Source organism: Pirellulales bacterium (genome assembly GCA_019694455.1).
Taxonomy (GTDB): Bacteria; Planctomycetota; Planctomycetia; order Pirellulales; family JAEUIK01; genus JAIBBY01.
In genome coordinates, this window is the sequence record JAIBBY010000023.1 from 49,864 (window position 1) to 69,075 (window position 19,212).

General features: G+C 63.8%; 16 protein-coding genes. 6 read left to right on the forward strand and 10 right to left on the reverse strand.

Annotation, left to right across the window (positions count from 1 at the left end; all coding sequences use genetic code 11):
- Positions 1–14: 14 nt before the first annotated feature.
- From K1X71_11285 to galE, 4 genes are all read right to left on the reverse strand, one after another.
- Positions 15–1,424, reverse strand: a complete 1,410-nt coding sequence (locus tag K1X71_11285; protein MBX7073719.1) for an MBOAT family protein — start codon at positions 1,422–1,424, stop codon at positions 15–17.
- Between the two features lie 12 nt (positions 1,425–1,436).
- A complete protein-coding gene (locus tag K1X71_11290) occupies positions 1,437–2,534 on the reverse strand; it encodes a hypothetical protein (protein MBX7073720.1) in 1,098 nt (365 codons plus the stop codon).
- Positions 2,535–2,704: 170 nt separating this feature from the next.
- A complete protein-coding gene (locus K1X71_11295) occupies positions 2,705–3,706 on the reverse strand; it encodes an HD domain-containing protein (protein ID MBX7073721.1) in 1,002 nt (333 codons plus the stop codon).
- A gap of 13 nt (positions 3,707–3,719) precedes the next feature.
- Complete coding sequence (galE, locus tag K1X71_11300; protein MBX7073722.1) at positions 3,720–4,703, reverse strand: UDP-glucose 4-epimerase GalE; 984 nt, start codon at positions 4,701–4,703, stop codon at positions 3,720–3,722.
- 190 nt (positions 4,704–4,893) lie between these two features.
- Here galE and xerD point away from each other — a divergent pair, with 190 nt between their 5' ends.
- The gene (xerD, locus tag K1X71_11305) at positions 4,894–5,829 is read left to right on the forward strand and encodes a site-specific tyrosine recombinase XerD (protein ID MBX7073723.1); all 936 of its coding nucleotides are present in this window, start codon (positions 4,894–4,896) and stop codon (positions 5,827–5,829) included.
- Between the two features lie 27 nt (positions 5,830–5,856).
- Here xerD and K1X71_11310 read toward each other — a convergent pair whose 3' ends face one another.
- Entirely contained in the window at positions 5,857–6,456 is a 600-nt protein-coding gene (locus tag K1X71_11310) for a pyridoxamine 5'-phosphate oxidase family protein (GenBank protein MBX7073724.1), read from the reverse strand.
- A gap of 242 nt (positions 6,457–6,698) precedes the next feature.
- Here K1X71_11310 and aroC point away from each other — a divergent pair, with 242 nt between their 5' ends.
- Both aroC and K1X71_11320 read left to right on the forward strand, forming a co-directional pair.
- Positions 6,699–7,835 (forward strand): chorismate synthase, encoded by a 1,137-nt coding sequence (gene aroC / locus K1X71_11315; protein ID MBX7073725.1) that lies wholly within the window; start codon positions 6,699–6,701, stop codon positions 7,833–7,835.
- A gap of 35 nt (positions 7,836–7,870) precedes the next feature.
- Complete coding sequence (locus K1X71_11320) at positions 7,871–9,184, forward strand: hypothetical protein (protein MBX7073726.1); 1,314 nt, start codon at positions 7,871–7,873, stop codon at positions 9,182–9,184.
- Between the two features lie 16 nt (positions 9,185–9,200).
- Here K1X71_11320 and ccsA read toward each other — a convergent pair whose 3' ends face one another.
- From ccsA to K1X71_11345, 5 genes are all read right to left on the reverse strand, one after another.
- The gene (ccsA, locus tag K1X71_11325) at positions 9,201–12,062 is read right to left on the reverse strand and encodes a cytochrome c biogenesis protein CcsA (GenBank protein ID MBX7073727.1); all 2,862 of its coding nucleotides are present in this window, start codon (positions 12,060–12,062) and stop codon (positions 9,201–9,203) included.
- 107 nt (positions 12,063–12,169) lie between these two features.
- Entirely contained in the window at positions 12,170–14,386 is a 2,217-nt protein-coding gene (locus tag K1X71_11330; protein ID MBX7073728.1) for a cytochrome c biogenesis protein ResB, read from the reverse strand.
- A 241-nt stretch (positions 14,387–14,627) separates the two neighbouring features.
- A complete protein-coding gene (locus K1X71_11335; protein ID MBX7073729.1) occupies positions 14,628–14,903 on the reverse strand; it encodes a hypothetical protein in 276 nt (91 codons plus the stop codon).
- A 46-nt stretch (positions 14,904–14,949) separates the two neighbouring features.
- Complete coding sequence (locus K1X71_11340; protein MBX7073730.1) at positions 14,950–16,311, reverse strand: helix-turn-helix domain-containing protein; 1,362 nt, start codon at positions 16,309–16,311, stop codon at positions 14,950–14,952.
- Between the two features lie 57 nt (positions 16,312–16,368).
- Complete coding sequence (locus K1X71_11345; protein ID MBX7073731.1) at positions 16,369–16,893, reverse strand: hypothetical protein; 525 nt, start codon at positions 16,891–16,893, stop codon at positions 16,369–16,371.
- Between the two features lie 244 nt (positions 16,894–17,137).
- Here K1X71_11345 and K1X71_11350 point away from each other — a divergent pair, with 244 nt between their 5' ends.
- The 3 genes from K1X71_11350 to K1X71_11360 all read left to right on the forward strand — a co-directional run bounded on the left by K1X71_11350 (position 17,138) and on the right by K1X71_11360 (position 18,617).
- On the forward strand, positions 17,138–17,809 hold the full coding sequence (locus tag K1X71_11350) for a 7-cyano-7-deazaguanine synthase (GenBank protein ID MBX7073732.1): 672 nt from the start codon (positions 17,138–17,140) through the stop codon (positions 17,807–17,809).
- A gap of 5 nt (positions 17,810–17,814) precedes the next feature.
- The gene (locus tag K1X71_11355) at positions 17,815–18,225 is read left to right on the forward strand and encodes a 6-carboxytetrahydropterin synthase (protein ID MBX7073733.1); all 411 of its coding nucleotides are present in this window, start codon (positions 17,815–17,817) and stop codon (positions 18,223–18,225) included.
- 221 nt (positions 18,226–18,446) lie between these two features.
- Positions 18,447–18,617: a hypothetical protein gene (locus K1X71_11360; GenBank protein ID MBX7073734.1), complete on the forward strand. Its 171-nt coding sequence runs from the start codon at positions 18,447–18,449 to the stop codon at positions 18,615–18,617.
- Positions 18,618–19,212: the final 595 nt, after the last annotated feature.

Here is a 19,212-nt window from a genome sequence, read left to right on the forward strand (position 1 = left end):
TCCCCGCCGGGCGCTCAGAATTGAAAATAAAGAAATGGCGAGTTGGCGTGGCCGGCCATAATGGCCAGACAGGCGCCAAAGGTGACCGCCAGCGCCAGGCCATGGCGGTCGCTCCAGCGGAAGTCGCGGTGGATGTCCTCCGCGTTGGGACCGAGCATCGCCCAAGAAACCGCGATGGCCAACAGCGTTGTCCAGGCGAGTGGATCGCCGATGAGCAGTCCGCCACGCGGAAGAAACATGGTGTTCAGCAGATTGGCGGCCATGTTGAGGTCGGTGGATCGGAACAGGACCCAGCCGACAAGCACGAGCGCGAACGTGGCGAGCTGACGCGCCGCCGACGGCAATCGGTCCCACGGCGCGGCGGCAAGGTGATAGGCAATCAGCAGGGCGCCGTGATAGGCGCCCCACAGCACAAAGGTCCAGTTGGCGCCGTGCCACAGGCCGCCCAACAGCATCGTGATCAGCAGATTGCGGAACGTGGCGGAGCGGCCGTATCGATTGCCTCCCAACGGGATGTACAAATAATCGCGCAGGAACAGCGACAAAGAGATGTGCCAGCGGCGCCAAAAATCGGAGGGATCGAGCGCTTTGTAGGGGGAGTTGAAGTTTAGCGGGATGCGCAGGCCGAAGAGATAACCGAGGCCGATCGCCATGTCGCTGTAGCCGCAAAAGTCAAAATAAAGCTGCATGCTATAGCCGATCATGGCCAGCCACGCGCCCGCCGTCGACAACTCTTGATATTGAGCGAGCGCGGGATCGACCAGATTGGCCAGCGCGTCGGCCAGCAACACTTTCTCGGCCAGGCCATACACAAAATACGAGATGCCCAACGGCAGCCAGCGAGCGCGATCGGCGGAGCCGAGGTTCTCCAGGTCTTGCTCGATCTGTCGAAAGCGGACAATCGGGCCGGCGACCAATTGCGAGAACAGCGAAACGTACGCCGAAAACTCAAACAAATTGCGCGTAGGTCGAATCGTGCCACGATAGGCGTCGACGATGTAGCTGATCGTGTGAAAGGTGTAGAACGAGATGCCCACGGGCAGCACGATCTCAGGAATCGCGACGTGATACGAATAGCCGAGGCTCTGGGCCACGTCGACCACACTTTCCAGCAAGAATCGGGTGTACTTGAAAAACCCCAGCAGCAACAAGTCGACCGTGATCGGGATGATCAGAATGACGTTCCGCGCGCGCTGTGTCTTGGCGAACAAGAACCCTAGTCCCGCCGTGTAGCTGACCAGCGTGGAGAAAGCCATCAGCAAGCAAAAACGGGGATCCCAATACCCGTAGAAGACATAGCCGGTCACGGTCAGCCAAACATAGCGCGACGATGCCGAGCGCAGCGACCAAAACACCAGGTAAGCGACTGGCAGAAAGCCGAACAGAAAGATGTAGCTGTTGAAGAGCAAAGGACGGCGGCCCAATCGCGTGTGAGACTATGGTCGCGCTGACGGCAATTGCTTGCTCAGCGAAGAGAGCGACTGATCAAGAAGTTGGGCGACGCGCTCGGCGCCTTGGTCCGTGAAGTGCGCCAGATCGGCGAAGTAGCGCGCCTGACCGCTCAGGGCGGCGTCGATGTCGGCGAGCGAATATCCGCTGCGCGCAGCGAACTGGCGCAGGCGCTGATTGCCCGCCACGTGAAATTGCGCGTGCGTGGCGGCAGTGGCGCGCGGCAGGTGGACTCGACCACTCTCGAACTGGCGTAGTTCCGCTGGCGAGAATGGCGGCAATGCGTCAACGGCATGGGTGCACAGCACCACCCGGCCGCCGGCGGCGACTATTTGTTCGCAGAGCATGCGCACATGCGACTCGAACAGGTCGAGTCGATCGAGAGGCGGCGATTCAAACAGCCAATCGACTGGCTTGTTGGCGATCTGAGCGGCAATCGCTCGTTGGTCGAGCCAATCCTGCGCGAACTGTGGAACATCGACCAGGTCGCGCAAGCGACCAACGAAGCGCGATTGAAATTTCGGCGGCGGCAAGAACAATCGGTAGTTGGCTTTGCTGCCCACGTCGGGCGGTATGTCGCTCAGATAAAACAAGGGCGAGGCGTAAACAATCACGATCGCGGGCCGAAAGCGACCGACCCAATTTCGCCAATATCCGTTCATGGCGCCGACCGTCATGCCGGTCACCGACGCGTTCACCACTTCGTAGTCGCCGTGCTGGCGCAGAAGCGTGTCGAGTTGAGCCGGAAACTCCTTGCCGGGCGACTCGAAGAGTCCAAAGGCCTCGGAGGCGCTGAGGACCATTACGCGATCGACGCCGCTGGCGGGGATCAGTGACAGTTCAGGGGCATTGAAGCCCCAGCGATTGAGTCGCCAGCGTTTATACGCGCCATGTGGTGTGCCATGCCTCCCGCGCGCGTCGATAATCTGCAGATCGCGTTCGGGATCGGGAGACGCATTGAGGCGAACTCCTTGCCGCAAATAGTCATCCAGGCGCGCCACGATTTCGGCGGAGGCGAGCGTCAGAAATATGATTGCGGCCGCGTTCAGCAAGGGCCGCACGGAGAAGCGCATAAACTGTCCCATCAATTCTCGCGCGCCGGCCGCGAGAACCTGCCTGCACTGCGCATGGGATGAAAAGAACAGTCAACCACAGTATTCGATCGACCAATCCACCGCAAATGATCGCCCGCAGCTTCCGTTTTTCGCTGGCTGCGCTGCCGCAAAAGTGTCGAGGTTTCCCACCGCCGGGCCGCTCACTCACCGCGATAAATGTGGCGGCCCAGCGCGTTCTTCTTTGACGTCACCGGGCCGTCACCGGTGTCGCTGGCCAGCGCTTGCGTGAACATGTGGAACTTGGCGTCGATATCGTCGGCGTAGCGCACCAACAGCGCCTCGGGGGTCATCGGCGGCTTGGGGGCGCCGTACTCGGGCGTTTCGTGGTGCGACAGTAAAACGTGCTCCAGCCGCAGCAATAGCTCAGGCTCGATGTCGCGCCCGGCCGCGGCCTCGCGCACCAGGTCCCGCCCCTGCACGATGTGGCCGATCAGATGGCCAGGCGCCGTGAGCTCGGCGCCGAGCGGCGTCGGCGCTAGCTCGCGCAGTTTGCCGATATCGTGCAATAGCGCGCCGACCACGACCAGATCGCGATCGAGCGGCGGGCGCAGGTCGGGATATTGCGCCAAGTAACGATCGGCCAGAAAAATCGCCGTCGTCAGCGTGCTGTGCGTGTGCTCGAGCCAACCACCGGCGTAGGCGTGGTGCAGCCGCTCCGAGGCGGGCAGCGCGCAAATCGCCTCGCGATGTTCGGTCAGCAGGTCGACCGCCAGCGACTGCAGCTCGGGCCGGCGAATCTCCGTCTCCGCCACTCGCAACAACTCGGCGTGCAGCGCCTCGACATCGAAGCGCGACCGCGGACGGCACATCGCCGGGTCGAAGCCGTCGGCGCGGTCGGCGTCGGTGATCTGGCGAATCCGCTCGATGTCGAGCTGGGGACCGTAATTGGTTTGGCGATAGGCGGCGCGCAGCTTGTAAAAGGCGCCCACGGTCCAGTTCGCCGCGCAGTCGGCGGCATGCGGCGACTCGGCCCAGATCGGAAAACTCACCTCGCGCGCGTGATCGCGAAAGGCGACGCGGCAATAGCGCTTGCCGTCGCGCGTGGTCAGCTCCTCCTTGGCCGACAACAGCGCGAATAGATCGGCCTCCTGGCCAGGGACCAGTTGCGACAAAGGCACAATGGCGATCGAACGCGCGGACATGGCGCCCCTCCGTCTAGTCGTCGTAGCCGCGTGGATGCGATTGATGCCAGCGCCAGGCGCTGGCGACGATCTCGTCGAGTTCGGTGTAGCGCGGCCGCCAACCCAGCGACTGCCGCGCCAAGCTCGCATCGGCGATCAGCTCTGGCGGATCGCCGGGGCGGCGCGGACCGATGGCGACCGGGATGGAGTGGCCCGTCACGCGGCGGCACGACTCGATCACCGCGCGCACGCTGGCGCCGCTTCCGCTGCCCAAATTCATTTGCAGGCCGACGCCGGGCGCCAGCTTTTCCAGCGCCAACAGATGCGCGGCCGCCAGATCGTCGACATGCACATAATCGCGCACGCAGGTGCCGTCGGGCGTGGGATAGTCGTCGCCAAAAATGGTGATGGCGTCGCGCTGTCCCAGCGCAACCTGGAGCACCAGCGGAATCAAATGCGTCTCGGGGTCATGGTCTTCGCCAATATCGCCAGCGGCCGCCGCGCCGGCCGCGTTGAAGTAGCGCAGCGCCGCGTACGACAAACCATAAGCGGCGGCGTAATCGGCCAGGGCGCGCTCGATCACCAGTTTGGTGAAGCCATAGGGGTTGATCGGCCGCTGCGGCGTCGACTCGGCGATTGGCACGCGCTCGGGCGCGCCATAGGTGGCGGTGGTGCTGGAGAAGACGATCTTGGAGACGCCGGCGGAGCGCATCGCGTCCAGCAGCGTCAGCGCCGCTACGACGTTGTTTTGATAGTAGCGCGCCGGATCGGTCACTGACTCGCCCACAAGCGCAAAGGCGGCAAAGTGCATCACGGCTTCGATCCGCCGCTCGCGGAGCGCAGCCTCCAGGCGCGGACGGTCGGCCAGGTCGCCTTCGATCAACCGGCCAGCCGCCACCGCCGCAGGGTGCCCTTGCGAGAGGTTGTCATAAACCCACACCTCGTGGCCTTGTTGCGCGAGATAGCGAGCGGCGTGGCTGCCGACATAGCCGGCGCCGCCAACCACGAGTATGTTCACGTGAGAAAGTCCCCCGGCCAATAAACCATAACGAACAGGCAGAATATAGCGTCGTTGGCGACGTCGCGGGGGGCAAGTGCGGCGCCGGCGAAAAAGGGCCGTCCATTCCCTGCCCGACGGTGGTCGATGAGAAGGGTACGGCGGATGGCGCCAACTCCCCCAGTGGGGCCAAAACTCCCGAGACGCAGCGATGGTCAAACGACGACAGGTGTTGCCGCCCAGCCAGCGCCAGACGGTGGACAGCGGCAATTGGCTGACGAATTTCAGCGCGTATTTGCGCAACGAGTGCCACCTGTCGGCCAATACGGTGATGGCGTACGAGCGCGACCTGCGGCACTTTCGCGAATGGCTCGCCGGCCGCTCGGTCGCCGCGCTGACGATCTCCGACTTGTCTGATTATCCGGCCTGGCTGTCGCGGCGCGCGCTCGCGCCCTCGTCGATCGCGCGGCATCTGGTGTCGCTCAAGATGCTCTGTCGCTACTTGCAGCTTGAAGGGGTGTTGGCCGAGAACCGCGCCGAGCTATTGGGCAGCCCCAAGCTGTGGCAGCGGGTGCCGCAAGTCATGTCGACCGCGGTGGTGAACAAGATGTTCGAGGCGCCACGCGCCGCCGATGGCCTGTGGCGGCGCGATCGACTACTGCTGGAATTGCTCTACGCCACTGGCTGCCGCGCGTCGGAGGTTTCGAATCTGCGGCTGCGCGACACGCACGCCGACGAAGGACACTGCCGCTGCCGAGGCAAAGGGAACAAGGAGCGGATGGTGCCACTCGGCCGTCGCGCCATTGAGGCGATGCGCGCGTATCTGGAACACGAGCGGCCACAGTCGGCCGCGCTGCGCCAGCCGGCGCCCGAATGGCTGCTGCTATCGCGCCGCGGCGATCGTCTGCGCCGCGAGCGGATCTGGGAGCTAGTAAAGAAGTACGCCATCCGCGCCGGCGCCGACCCCGATGTCAGCCCGCATACGCTGCGGCACAGCTTTGCCACGCACATGCTTACTGGCGGCGCCGACCTGCGACAGGTGCAGGAGTTGCTGGGGCACGCCAACATCGCCACCACGCAAATCTACACGCACGTCGATCATCGACGGTTGAAGTCGGTGCATGCGCGGTTTCATCCGCGGGCGTGAGGCGCCGCGCCGGCGCGTCGGACGATTTCATTCGGCAGGTTGCTCTTTCAGCCGCCCGTGATCCATCTCAAAGCGCTCGTGCTCTCCCGGTTCGCGCGGCTGGCCGGCCGAGAGCGAGCAGCCGAAGCCCAGCAATTGCACGAGCTTGCCGGAAGCCAGGTCCCAGTACTCCGCCTCTTGCGCCTCGATACGCAGCAGCGCGAGGTGCGGATCGTTCAGTCCCTCTGGAAACCAGGACAGATAGTTGGGACGCCAATGTTGGGTCAGCGCCTGTGGATCGCGCACCACGCGGGCGACTCCGGAAACGGACACATAGCGGCTGTCGCTCGGCGACGAATAACTGACGTTCACTGGCTCGCCAGCAAGCTGCGCTTCTGCCGGCGCGTCGGCTCGGGTAAAGAACCAGAGCGTGCCATCGAACGGTTCCTCTTGTGCCAGCATCGGGCGGCTGCGCAGCGTGCGGCGGCCGTTGGCAATGGTCAACATGGCCACGGGCACGCCGTCGATCAAATCGCGCAGTTTCTGATAGGTGCTGGCCATTTTCGCGCTGTTAGCGTCAAGTTGCCCACGCAAGGCGTGCAAGAGCGGAGATTGATCGGGGGGATTTTCCTGTAAAGCAACAACCATGCCACAAATCGAGCCATATTGATTTTGAACTGCAGCCTCGAAGCAAGCTGCTCGGCCACCGCAAACTACGGCGGGTGTGGCCCGCCTCACGGACCGGCAATCGACCTATCGGCGTTCTGCGCGTCCAGATAAAATTGGCGAGGGGTCGGCTCGCGCGAAGTCGCCGATTGGCGGCTGCGCATGCGCGCCGTGGGCTGATCCCAACTTTCGCACATTTCTGTAACTAGCAAATATCAATGACCTTGCGCTACTGGACCGCTGGCGAATCGCATGGCAAGGCGCTCATCGCCTTGATCGACGGCTTCCCGGCAGGCGTCGAGATCGACCGCGCGCCGATCGACGTTGAGCTGCGCCGCCGTCAGGGGGGCTATGGTCGTGGTGGCCGCCAGCGCATCGAAACCGACCAGGTCGACATCAAGAGCGGCATCTGGCAAAACCGCACCCTCGGCAGCCCCATCGCCCTGGAAGTCGCCAACAAAGACTACAAGCTGGAGCGGTTGGGCGATCTCGATCGCCCCCGGCCCGGCCATGGCGACCTGACCGGCGCCATCAAATATCTGGGCTCGATCCGCGGCGTGCTGGAACGGGCCAGCGCTCGCGAGACGGCGGCGCGTGTAGCCGCCGGCGCACTGGCCAAGCAGCTATTGGCGCCATTTGGCATTATCGCATTTGGTTATGTGGTCGAGTTGGGCGGCATTGGCGCGGAGCCGTTGGCCGGGTCGCTCGACGAGCAGCGCGCCCGGCGCGACGCCAGCGAATTGGCCATCCTCGATCCCAGCAAAGAAGACGAGATCAAGGGCCTTATCGACGCCTGCGGCAAAGACGGCGACACGCTCGGGGGCATTGTCGAGGTCCGCGTCGAGGGCTTGCCGTTTGGGCTTGGCACTCATGCCCAATGGGACCGCAAGCTCGACGGCCGACTGGCGCAGGCCGTGATGGCGGTGCAAGCGATCAAGGGGGTCGAGATCGGACTGGGCTTCGAGGCCGCGCGCCGCCGCGGTTCGCAAGTTCACGACGCCATCGCCTTTGATCCGGCCGCGCGCGACTCCAAGAGCCTGGGCTACCTGCGCCCCACTAACAACGCCGGCGGTCTGGAGGCGGGCATGACTAACGGGCAACCGCTGGTGATTCGCGCCGCCAAGAAGCCGATCAGCACGCTGCGCAAACCGTTGGAATCGGTCAATCTGCGCACCAAAGAGCCCGAGTCGGCCAATTACGAACGCAGCGACGTGTGCGCCGTGCCCGCAGCCAGCGTGATTGTGGAAAACGTGGTGGCCTTTGAGATCGCCACCGCGCTCGTCGATAAATTTGGCGGCGACAGCCTCGCCGAGATGCAAGCCCGTTACCAGCAGTTTTTGGAAATGGCGCGCCAGCGTTAACCAGCGCCGAAACTATCGCCCTTTCAGGAACACGGATGTTTCTGCACGAGCGAACTCGAATCAACCTTTGCCGCCTGCTGTTCGTGGGCCTTTGCCTTGCGCCCACGCTGGCGGCGCTGGCCGCGGCGCTATGGCTGCGGCAGCCCGCACACCGCCGCGCGGTCGAGCAAGATATTGCCCTGGCGCTCGGTGTCGACGTTTCCACGTCGCGCGTGAGCTATCCATTGCCGGGGGTCATGCGCCTCGTCGGCCTGGAGCTAAGCGACCCGCGCACACGCCGCGTGGTGGCCAGCGCCAACCGCGTCGACGCGCAGCGCGCCGACAGCGGCTGGCTGGTCGCGCTCGACAAGCTCGAACTGCATTCCGACGTGGCCGCGAGTCTGACCGAATGGGTCGAAGACGCGCTGCGCCGGCCGCCGACTGGCGCCGTGCGCCTGGTTGCCAGCGAAGCGATTTGGCGGCTCGACGATCATCCGGCCGGTGACGAACCCGTGGCGCTCCTGCGCTTGCAGGCCGGCTTCGACGCGGCGGCTGATGGCGCGAGTCAGGCGTACCTGACGTTCGCGCTGGCCGATCAAGTCGGCGCCGACAGCGTGCGGGCACGCGTCTTAGAGCGTCGCGATCCGCTCGCGCCGCGCTACGATGTGCAGTTTCATACGGGCGAAGCGCGGGTGCCGTGCCGTTGGCTGGCGCCGCTGGGCGTCGAAGTCGAATGGCTAGGACATGACGCCACGTTTCGCGGTTCGATGTTCGCCAGTCAACTTGGCGGCGAGTGGCAGACGCAGCTTTTCGGCCGGTTGACGCAGGTCGACTTGCAGGCGGTGATGGCCTCCTGCTCGCCCCACGTGCTCACCGGTCTGGCCGAGATCGAGATCCCGCGACCCGACCCGGCGCGCGGCGTCAGTTCGCTGGTGCTGCGGGGTCGGCGCATCGAGCGCGCCAGCGCTACCGTGATCGCCGGGCCCGGTCTGGTCGGGCGCTCGCTGCTGAACGCCGCACGGTCGCTGCAATTGCCGAGCACGGGATCGCCCATCGCCGTCGAAGAGCAAGCGCCGCAGGCCTACGATCAATTGGCGTTCGATGTGGCGCTGGGCGCGCGCGGCGTGCAACTGCGCGGTCGATCGACCACCAACGGCGCGATCATGATCGACGACAAGGGGGTGCTGATTGGACAATCGCGCGGCCGTCAGCCAATTGGCCAACTCGTGGAAATGCTCACTCCCGCCACGCGGAGCGTGATGCCCGGCACGAGCGAAGCGCAGCGCCTGGCGAGGCATCTTCCGCTGCCGGCAGCCGACGAGCGCATGGTCACGCGTCCCGCCGACACGCGCCCGACAACGCAGCGCTAATGAGCAATCTTACGCCTTAGCTGGCTTCGGCGACCGCGCTGGTGGGGGCGGCTTCGCTGCCGCGCCAAAACGCGACGGTTCCTTTGGTTTCCAGTTGGTAGCGTGCCACCGCGGCCAGCATGAGCAGCCAGTTCAGGCCGACGCCACCGAGCACTTGATACTGCCCCCCCGCGCCGAAGCCATAGGAGTGCAGTCCCACGCCGAGCCAGAAGTTGACGCCATACCACGACATGATGATCGCGGTGAAGCCGAGCACGGCGCCAACGCACAGCCCAAAGTTGCCGAACATGCCGGCATACCGTCCATGCAAGATGGCCAGATACACCAGCAGCGACACCAGCGCCCAAACCTCTTTGGGATCCCAACCCCAAAAGCGTCCCCAGGCCACATCGGCCCACAAGGCGCCCAGCAGCGTGCCAGCGGCCAATAGCACCACCGCCACCTGCACACCGCGATAGACAAAGCTCGATAGTTCCGCCGTTTGCGCTGGCGGCCGCTTGCCGACAAACGCAGAGTGTCCGCCGGCCGGACCGGCCGGACGATGCCCGAGCGCGACACCGCTCGCTTCTGGCGCGCGATACGCGCCAAACAAGTAAAACGCCAGCGCGATGTTGGCAATGCCCCAGGCCAGCGCGCCGGCCGCGTAACTCGAAACGATCGTCAGCACGTGGATCAACAGCCAAAAGTTGTCTCGCAGCACTGGCGTCAACGGACCAAAGCCGCTGTCGAGCATCGGCGCAAAGCTGGCGAGCGCCCCGCCCAACGTGGCCGCCATCGTCGCCGACACGCAGAACGGCCAGCGCGCGTAGACCTGCTCGAACAGTTTGTCGCGCTGCACCCCCAGGCTGCGCCGCGCCACCAGCGGAAACGCCAGCGCCGTCGCGAATGCACGCGGCAGATACCACACCGTCGGCAGCAAGATCACAAGGCCCACGCCCCAGGTCATCAGGTCGTTGAAGTCGGGCAGACTTTGCCCGGCGTCGATGTTGGGCAGCAAGTTAATGATCTTGCGCCCACCCGCCGCGTAGTCGGCCATGGTCAGCGCCCAGACCACGACCACGGCCAGCGCCAAACGCGGGATCTGCAAGAGCCAGCCCAAACCGTTCCAGCGACCGCGCGGCATTAAGCGCAGTTGATCGGCCGATAGCTCAGTGGCTTCCCAGGTGGGAGGCGCGGCGGATAGCCGCCAGGCGTTTTGCAGTCCCGGCCAGGTGACCGGCAACAAGGTGAACCAAGCGCCCAGCGCCGTCACAAAGAAAGCGGTGTAGATCAACGTTTCATACATGTTGGTCACCGGCGCCCAGCCCGTGATGATCACCCGCAGATAAAAGCCGTACACGGCCCAGGCCAATCCAAAGAACAGCACCGCCAGCCCGGCGTAGAACAGGCCGCGACGGCGCACGCCAATCATGTACGCGCCAAACAGCCACAGCGACAAAAAGCTGATTGCCCACGACCATTGAAATGGCTGCAAGCGGTTGTAGCGCACTTCCGTTGCCGTGACGCTGGCGGCCGGATACCGCGTGTAAGCGATCAGGTCGTCGTCGCGCTCTTTGAGATCGAGCTTGTCGCGCAGCGGTTCGACCTCTTCTCCTAATGTGCGCAGCGAACGAGACAACCCCTGCGTGGCCGCCGCAAAGTCGTTGGGCCGCGCGTCGCGTTCGGGGTAAATTGCCGCTAGTTGCGTAAACGCGTCGCGCACCGCCTGCACCGCGGCGGGTGGATAGCCTGCCAGCGCCGCCGGCGTGCCATAGAGCAACGTCTCCAGGTCGAGCCACGGCTCGGCCCGATCGTCGGCTTCGCGATCTTTTTCCAGCGCCGCCGCGTTGAGCGCGGGCACGACGCGCAGCCATTCGCCGTTTTCATACAGCGCGCGCTCAACCCGCGCCGCCGCCATCGCCAGTTCTTTGGTTCTGCCCGCCACGTCCTCCAGGCGCGCCAGCAGCGCGGCCTGCTTTTCTTTCTCCCAATCCGCGGGGGGATGCTCGGCCATTCGCCGCGCGAGTCCCGCGAACTGCTGCGCCAAGTTGGCCGCGGCGCTGGCAAACTGCCGGGCCGGCGCCTCCAGTTCGGTGAGGGTGGCGGTCGGCTTTTGCGCAGCCTCGGCCAGTTGCAAGAACGCCTGCTTCGCCTGCTCGACTGGTTGCTGCAATTGCGTCTTTTCGCCGCCCGCCTCGGCGATCATGTTCAGTTCTGGCGCGACTTGTTGCCAGGCTTCGGCGGCAGTCGACAGCGACTGCTGCAAGCCTTGCATCGCCTCGCTATCGAGCGACTTGGCCAGCACCAGCCGCTTCCAGATCGTCACTGCCCGCCACACTTTCTCCAGCTTCTTCTCGGCCTCGCTCATGCGCGGCTCTTGACCTTCGCGCTGCGCGGCGCGTTGCCGCTCGGCCAGTTCCATCAAATGACGCTGAAAGCCATCGGAGTTCTTGAGCTGATTGGGTGAGACAAAGGCCAGCGCCTCGCCCGCCTCGTTCTTGAGGGGCAACTCCAACATCTCGCGCAGGCCTTCGTGCTTGGCCTCGATGAACGGCACGTCTTCCCACTTGCTCGGCTCGATCAGCCAGCTCAGCAGCAACTCCGACGCCTTGAACTGGCGCGGCTTGTCTCCCGGAAACAGCGAGCGCGCCGGCGCCATCGCCTCTGACTTCAGCTCCGCCGCCGGCATGCTGGCGCTCAGGTCGAAGGTCGGCTTCTCGCGACCGCAGATCTCGCGCACCGAGTCGCGGGCAAAGGTATCCAGCGGCATCACGCGCCCTTCGTGCACCACCGGCAGGGTGTCCCACGCGCTCCAGTCGAGCGCGCTCGGCGAGCTAGCCCCCAGCGCGCTGGAAGCAGTCAAACTCAACACCACACAGAGCCAAGAAAATCGTCTCATGTCTCACCACGCGGACTTGTGACGGAAGGGTTGCGGAAAGCACTGACTCCAAAACCGGCTCGACTTTTCCAATCGATGGCGGCGCCCCACGGACAAAAACAAAGTGTTCATATGGTCGCCATCTCGCGCGGTGGCGGCGACGACACTGCCGCAGCCTTGGGCTCGGCGCGCTGCACGGGCTTGAAGAAATAGGCTCGCATATAGAACATCGTGACAATCCCCGCCACCACCAATAGCGAGCCCAAATACTTCACCCCGCGGCCGGGGTCGTAATTCACCGTTAAGGTCGAGCTATACAAATTGTCGCGGCGCGGATGATCGGGATGCAGCCGGTAATAGGTGCGGTACATGCTGTCAGCCGGACGGAACGGCCCCGCGAACGACTCTTGAAACAGGCGATACGAGCGGCCGTTGTTGGGGTCCGAAAAATCGACCGGCGCATTCATGCTGATCTTCACGTCGCGCAGCACCGCGCCCCCTGTGGCGGGATTGAGAAAATCGACCTGGCTGGCGTAGCCCGACGCGGTGTCGGTGCCCGGATCGAGGCGACGCTCGAAGTCGTCGAGCTTAATCAAAAATCCCACGTCAATCTGCTCCAGCGGAAAGCTGACGCCTACGCTGCGATTGTCGCCCAACAGCGTGCGCAGTTCCGACGCGGAAAGCGCGTTGTTGAATGCCAGCGGTGGCGCGCCCAGTAGCCAGAAGTCGCTCGTTTTGCCGTCGACCGTCGTTCTGAGCTTCACCGCCCGCAGCGCCGATTGCGCGGCCAGCGACTTATCGAAGGGGCGCGGCAGCACCACCTTGCAGGGCGCGTCGGCCGGGGTGTATTCCTTCACGCGCATCTTGAGCTGCGCGACGGGCATCTTGAACGCATTGACCGCCTTGCCGTCTTGCGGCAACTCGCCCAGTTCGGTCACGGTGTGCCGGTTCCAGTAACGGTAGTACAGTTTTTGCGCGGGTCCTTGCAAAATGTCGATGCGCGCCCCTCCCTGGCCGGCCAGCAATTGCTCGGACTTCTTCTCGCCAAAATCGACCCAATAACTGCCATACACGCCTAGCGAGTCGGCCTGGTAGTTGAATTCCGGAAAGCTGGCGAACAGCGCCATCCGTCGCGGCGCTTCCTCTCCACGCCGCACCACGATCTCCACTGCCGGGCTCTCTTGCACCTCGGCGTCTTCCACCGCCTCGTAGCCGCCATCGGCCGCGTTTTGCGGGCGGCCCTGCGCCACCTGCTTCACCACCTCGGCCGTGAGACCCGTGTCTCCCAACGGAAACGCCGGTTGCCCCAGCTTGTCTTCGACCCGAATCGGAAACCGCTGACCGGCGGCGAACAACACCACCTGCCCTTTGCCGTCGAGCGGCAGCGCCGCGTCGGGCCGGCTGTTCAAGAACGCCTCCACCTCGGCGGCGTCGGGGGTCATCATCAAGACAAAGTTGCCGCCGCCGCTGCGTTGCCGATCGCCCATTCCCTTTTTGGCCAGCGGCCCGCGCGAGCCATCGCGAATCGCCAGTTCGACCGGCATCCAGCTTTCTTCGCCTAGGCCAGCGCGCCCCTCGCTATCGAGTTGCTGCATCCGCGGCATCGAAAGCTCGAGCGCCAAGCGCGGCGCGTCGACCTCGGTGGCGTTGCTGTAATAATCGAGCGCCTCGACGCGGATCCCCTCGCGATCGTAGAGCACGCCCCGGCTGATCGGCGCCAGATTCCAGGCCACCCAGTTCGGCAGCGCGGTCAACAGTTTGGTCGGCGCCAACTTACCGTCGATCTTCAGCGAACTGATCGCGGGCAGCCGCCGCATCCGTTCGAGATCGGCCCAGTTGAAGGGCCCCCCTTCGAACGGGATCGAAATGACCTGCACCTTGCCGTCCGCCTCGGCGCTATCGCCCGGCGAGCGCTGAATGGCCAGTTCGATCCGTTCGCTACCGCTATAAGCGTATTGGCCAGCGTCGTCTTCAAAGATCGCCATTTGCGCGTCGATGCCGCCGCGCCGCGTGAGCAGGCAGCCAAACAACAAGGTGAGCAAACCGAGATGCGTGATGACAAAGCCGGTCTGGTAGCGCTTCCAGGGATAGCGAATCACGGCGGCGAAAAAGATGTTCAGCGCCAAAAGCACACCCAACAGGCCAAACCACCAACTGCCATACAGCCCAAACTGCACGGCGCGCGTGCCGTATTCGCGCTCGACAAAGGTGGCCCAGCCGAGGACCGCCGCCAGCGCAAAGATCAGCGGCACCGCCAGCTTGAGCGACGCCGCGAACTCATAGAGCATCACGCCGGCGCGAACCGGCAGGGACTGATCGGCGGTGTGTTGCTTGGGCCGCGCCATGGTGCGAGGGGGTGCGACGTGCGTAAAAGGAGGGGAGCTGGCAGGGCAGTGGCGAGGGGGGACGCGCGTGCGAGCAGCGACCCGCCACCAAATTCGCTTCTAAAACAAGATTATAGGCGCCAGCGCGGGGCCGAGTCGAGGATGACGCCCCCGCCAGAGAGGTGGCACCACGAGTTCAAGCAATCACGACAAGAACTCTGTAGTCGCACTGGAGTCGATGAAGACTTGCGCCCGCAACGGCTTAGCGCACGCTCGTGCCGCTCTTTTGCCGCTTGGCCGAGCTGAGCTGCTCTTCGACCAACGCCAAATCTTCTTCCGCGCGGCGCAGCCGATCTTCCATGTGCTGATAGTGGACCTTCCGATTTTCCAGGTCGGCCAGCAGCGCCTGATTCTGTTCTGACAGGGCGCGGGCCTGCGTTTCCGACGCCGTCAGACGGCTCTTGGGCACAAAGGCGCAGCCGGCCAATAGACACGAAAACATAGCGCCTGCCAGCCACAGGCCCCGCACGCTCGACATGATTCGACTCCTTTCGAATCCGCTTCGTTGCATCCGTGTCGTCCGCCTACTTGCCGATGGGCACCACGCTCAAAATGGCGTCGCCCAAGGAACTGGTGAGCGAGTAGGGCTCGTCCCAACTCCACATGTTGCGCATCAGATCGACCGTCATCAGTCCGCCCAGGCTGAGCACCAGGGCGCAAAGCGAGAGCGAGATGACGTTTCCCATGGTGTACGGCGCCTCGCGCGAGCTGATGGCTCCCACTGGCGCGGTCGCCAAACCGGGACCAGCGGCCAAGCCCGCGCCCAACGGATCGGCCGCTGCGTCGGCGGCTTCCACACCCCCCAGGTCTTCGAACATGCCGCCGCCCAGTCCGGCGTCGTCTCCCAGCATGTCCGAGCCAAAACTGCTCTCGCTATCGAGCGCGATCACCTGCGATCCGCTGTCGGCGTCGTCGGCGTCTGCCTCCGCCATGGGCGTGAGCAAAAAGTCGTCGTCCGAACCAGCTTCGCTCGGCTCGTCGAGCGGCGCCAGCGACTCCTCCTCGTCGGGCGTCTCGACAATCTTTTCTTTCGGCGTCCGCAGCTTGAGCGGCTCTTCGAGCGACAGGCCGCTGTCCGAGGGCGACGCCAGCGAAATGCCGCTGTCGGCGCTGCCCAGCGTAATGTCGCTGCCGCCTAGCACCAGCTCGTCGTCGTCCAAATCCTCCACCGCCAGCGCGATGCCGCTGTCCCCCGTCTTGCTGCCGCGACTGGCGCTGCTGCTGCCCCCCTGCGGGTCGGCCAGCACCAACTCGTCGATCGCCAGGTCGTCGGAGAGCGAAATGTCGCGCTTGCCAGCGCCCGGCAACAGATCTTTGCTGATCCGCATTTGCGTGTCGGCCTCGGTCGACACGTCCAGCTGGTCGTCGATTACCAGCCGCAGGTTGCTGCCCGAATCGGAGGCGTTGCCGCCGGGCCCGGCCATCGCCAGATCGCTCCCCCCCGACAAGAGGCCGCTGCCGCCGGGCAAGTTCTTGGCGCCATCGTCCTCGGCCACGATGCAAATGTCGCTCTCCTCGGGAGACTGCGCGCCCGGTTTGCCGATGATCGTGCTCGACGCCCCCGGCGATTGCCCTAGCTCCAGGTCGCTGAGCAATACCACATCGTCGGTGTCGCCGTCGTCTTCGATGGCGGGCAGAGGGGGCGTCGCCGGCTTGGGCGACATCAGTTCGATCTCGGGCAGCGACAAATCAAAATCCGATTCGTCGTCGAGGCTGACGTCTTGCTCGGCGTCGCGCAGCCGCAGAATGTCTTGTTCCTTGAACTTCCAGGTCGCGCCGTCGCGATAGCCAGAAATCTCGCGCTGCTCGCGCCGGCGAGTCAATTCGTCGACGGAGACTCCCAAGAGTCGGGCCGCTTCTTCCAAGCTGATCAGCTTCATGGCCATGGGCCACCTCGTGCTTCACGCGCGGTCCAACGGCCTCCCTGCGCTATGGCGCCAACGCTATCGGTTTTGTTCGATGATCGAGCGAATTTCCTGCGGCAGCGGATCGAGCGCGTTGAACTGGCTCATCTCCAGATCCCACTCAATGCGCCGCACACTCTTCAGTTCAATCGCTCCGTTCGTGGCATCGATATGATAGACGCTCATGACCTGCTTGCGCGGGTCGATTACGGTCACTTGTTGCACCTTGTCGCTTGCCGCGAACGACAACGCGATTAGTTCCTGATCGCCAGCATGAGCCTGCGGCAGGGTCGGTTTTGGGGCGTAGGCCGCACCCCGTTCATCCCCACCCAGCACGCACGCCACCACCAGGACCAACAACAGGCCGGCGCCCGCCACCGATCTTGAGAGGCCGAAGCCGCTTACGACAAAATGGAGGACGCCTTTTTTCATTCTAAAAGCACCCAACTTCAATTCAAGGAAAACCTTGCGTTTTGACCACCTGCCTACATGTCCGCCGCCGATACAGACCATCGTCCCGCCACTAGCGGTCACGCCGAATCGCCGATCAGCCGCATTTTTCACGCTGCTCCGCTCGCCAATTGGCTAGCGCGCAAATCGGGGCCCCGCGAGGACCGAAATTGTGGGGCGGCGGACTGTAGCGATTGTGCCGACGCTAGACAAGACCGCGCTCGAATTGGGCTAGCTGTCGACCAACGTGCCAAATGGTCTAAAATACCACCACCTAACCCCCATCCCAGCGACCGAGGCTACCCCCGAGTTGCCTGATCGGCCCATCCAACTCGATCCACCGGTCGCCGGCGCGCCGGTGGCGGTGCTGCTCAGTGGTGGGCTCGATAGCGCGGTGCTGTTCGCCCAATTGGCGCATCAACAGATCGTCGTGCAGCCGGTCTATGTGCGTTCGCATTTGCGCTGGGAGGCCGCCGAGTTGGCCGCCGTCCGCCAATTGCTGGCGCGACTTGCTTCGCCTTGGGTGCGTCCGCTGGTCGTACACGAAATGCCGGTGGCCGATCTGTATGGAGAGCACTGGAGCCTCCGAGGCGACGTGCCCGATGCCGACACACCGGACGAAGCCGTTTATCTGCCGGGGCGCAACCTGCTGCTGGTCAGCAAGCCGGCGCTCTACTGCCAGATGCACGACATTCCGCAGTTGGCGCTAGCGCCGCTTGCTTCGAATCCCTTTCCCGACGCCACGGATCGCTACTTCGCCGCGCTGGAGACGATGCTTGAACTGGGAGGCAATCGGCCGCTGCGCATCTGGCGCCCCTTTGCGGATTGGCACAAAGTCGATGTCATGCGTCTGGGCCGTGACTTTCCGCTGGAACTGAGTTTCTCCTGCATCAATCCGGTCGGCGGTCAGCATTGCGGCGCCTGCAACAAGTGCCAAGAGCGGCGACTGGCCTTCTCGCAGGCTGGCATCGACGATCCCACCCACTACGCCGCGCCGTCCCATTGCCCGATTAAATCGCACCCCGAGTAGCCATCATGTTTCGAGTGACTCGCGAGATCGATTTTTGCTATGGCCATCGCCTGCTCAACTACGAAGGCAAATGCCGCCATCTGCATGGACATAACGGCGTTGCCGTCATCGCCATCGAGTCGGAAGGCCTCGACCATCGCGGCATGGTGCTTGACTTCAGCGATATCAAGAACGTGGTTAGCCGCTGGATCGACGACACGCTCGATCACCGCATGATCCTCTGTCGGCGCGATCCGGCGGTAAAGGTCCTGCAGGAGTTGGGCGAACCTCTCTTTCTCATCGACGACAATCCGACCGCCGAGAACATCGCCAAACTGATCTTCGATTTCACCGCCGCGCAGAAGTTTCCGGTGGTCGAAGTGCGGCTGTGGGAAACCCCGCGCTGCTTCGCCACCTACGCGCCCAGCGGGCGCTAGCCGACTGTCGTCAATTCGATTAGCGCGGTGTCGCGATTCTGGATGCGCTGGCGACCTCTCTTACGAGCACGCACCACAGTCAGGTTATCGTAACACGTTATTTTATATATTGTTGTGCCATATCTCGCACAGGCACAAATCGATTGGCGCCGCGAATGCCTTTATCAATTGTTCGTTACGAGGCAATCGCTCCAGCGGCCCATTCAACTCGCGGTACGAAGATGATCCTGCTCATGATGTTTGGCGTCGTGGTCATGGCCACCTTGGTGGCGGACACCTTGGTGCACAGCCACCAGTCGCAGGCCCAGCGCCGGCGCAACTACGATCGCCTGGCCGCGCAACATCCGGCCGCCAGCCAATGGACCACGCAGATCCACAAGGCGTTGGCCTAGTAGTGCGGTACCCGCACTTTCGGCGTGCCAGCGCACGGGCGCTTTCGAGTAGAAAATAAAACAGTCCGGGAGACCGCTTGCGCGGCCATCACCGGACTGTTTCCCTCCTGGGAAGCCCAGCTCAAACGTGGCAACTCTCGAATCCCGAGGAGTCGCCCCCCTGTCTCAATCGCGGCGACCAGAGCGCCGGTGAAATTGAAATCGGACGGCGCAGCGCGCCGTCTTTGGCAAAGTTTGCCGAATGATCGAATCGCGCCGCGTCGTTCGATTATCAGCCGCGCCGCGCGCTGCTAGCGCTGTCGCAACCTTCCCAGCTAGCGATGCTGTTGCCAGTCAGACCACGGCGCAGAACGCTCAGTTTGCCTTGCCTCGCATGACAGCAGGCGGCTGGCGCCAATTATCTCACGGAGTTTGCCGATTAGGTCGATCTTACTGCGGATCTTGCGCGCCGGCGTCTGGCGCGCAAGGCGAAGTTGATCGACTGCCGCAACTCGGCTACATCTTGTCGCCCCACGGAGGGGCCGGGATGACTTGCCCAGGTTGGCTGGCGGTCGCCGGTTGGCCATTCAACGTTTGAGTTCGCATGCCGCGTCTG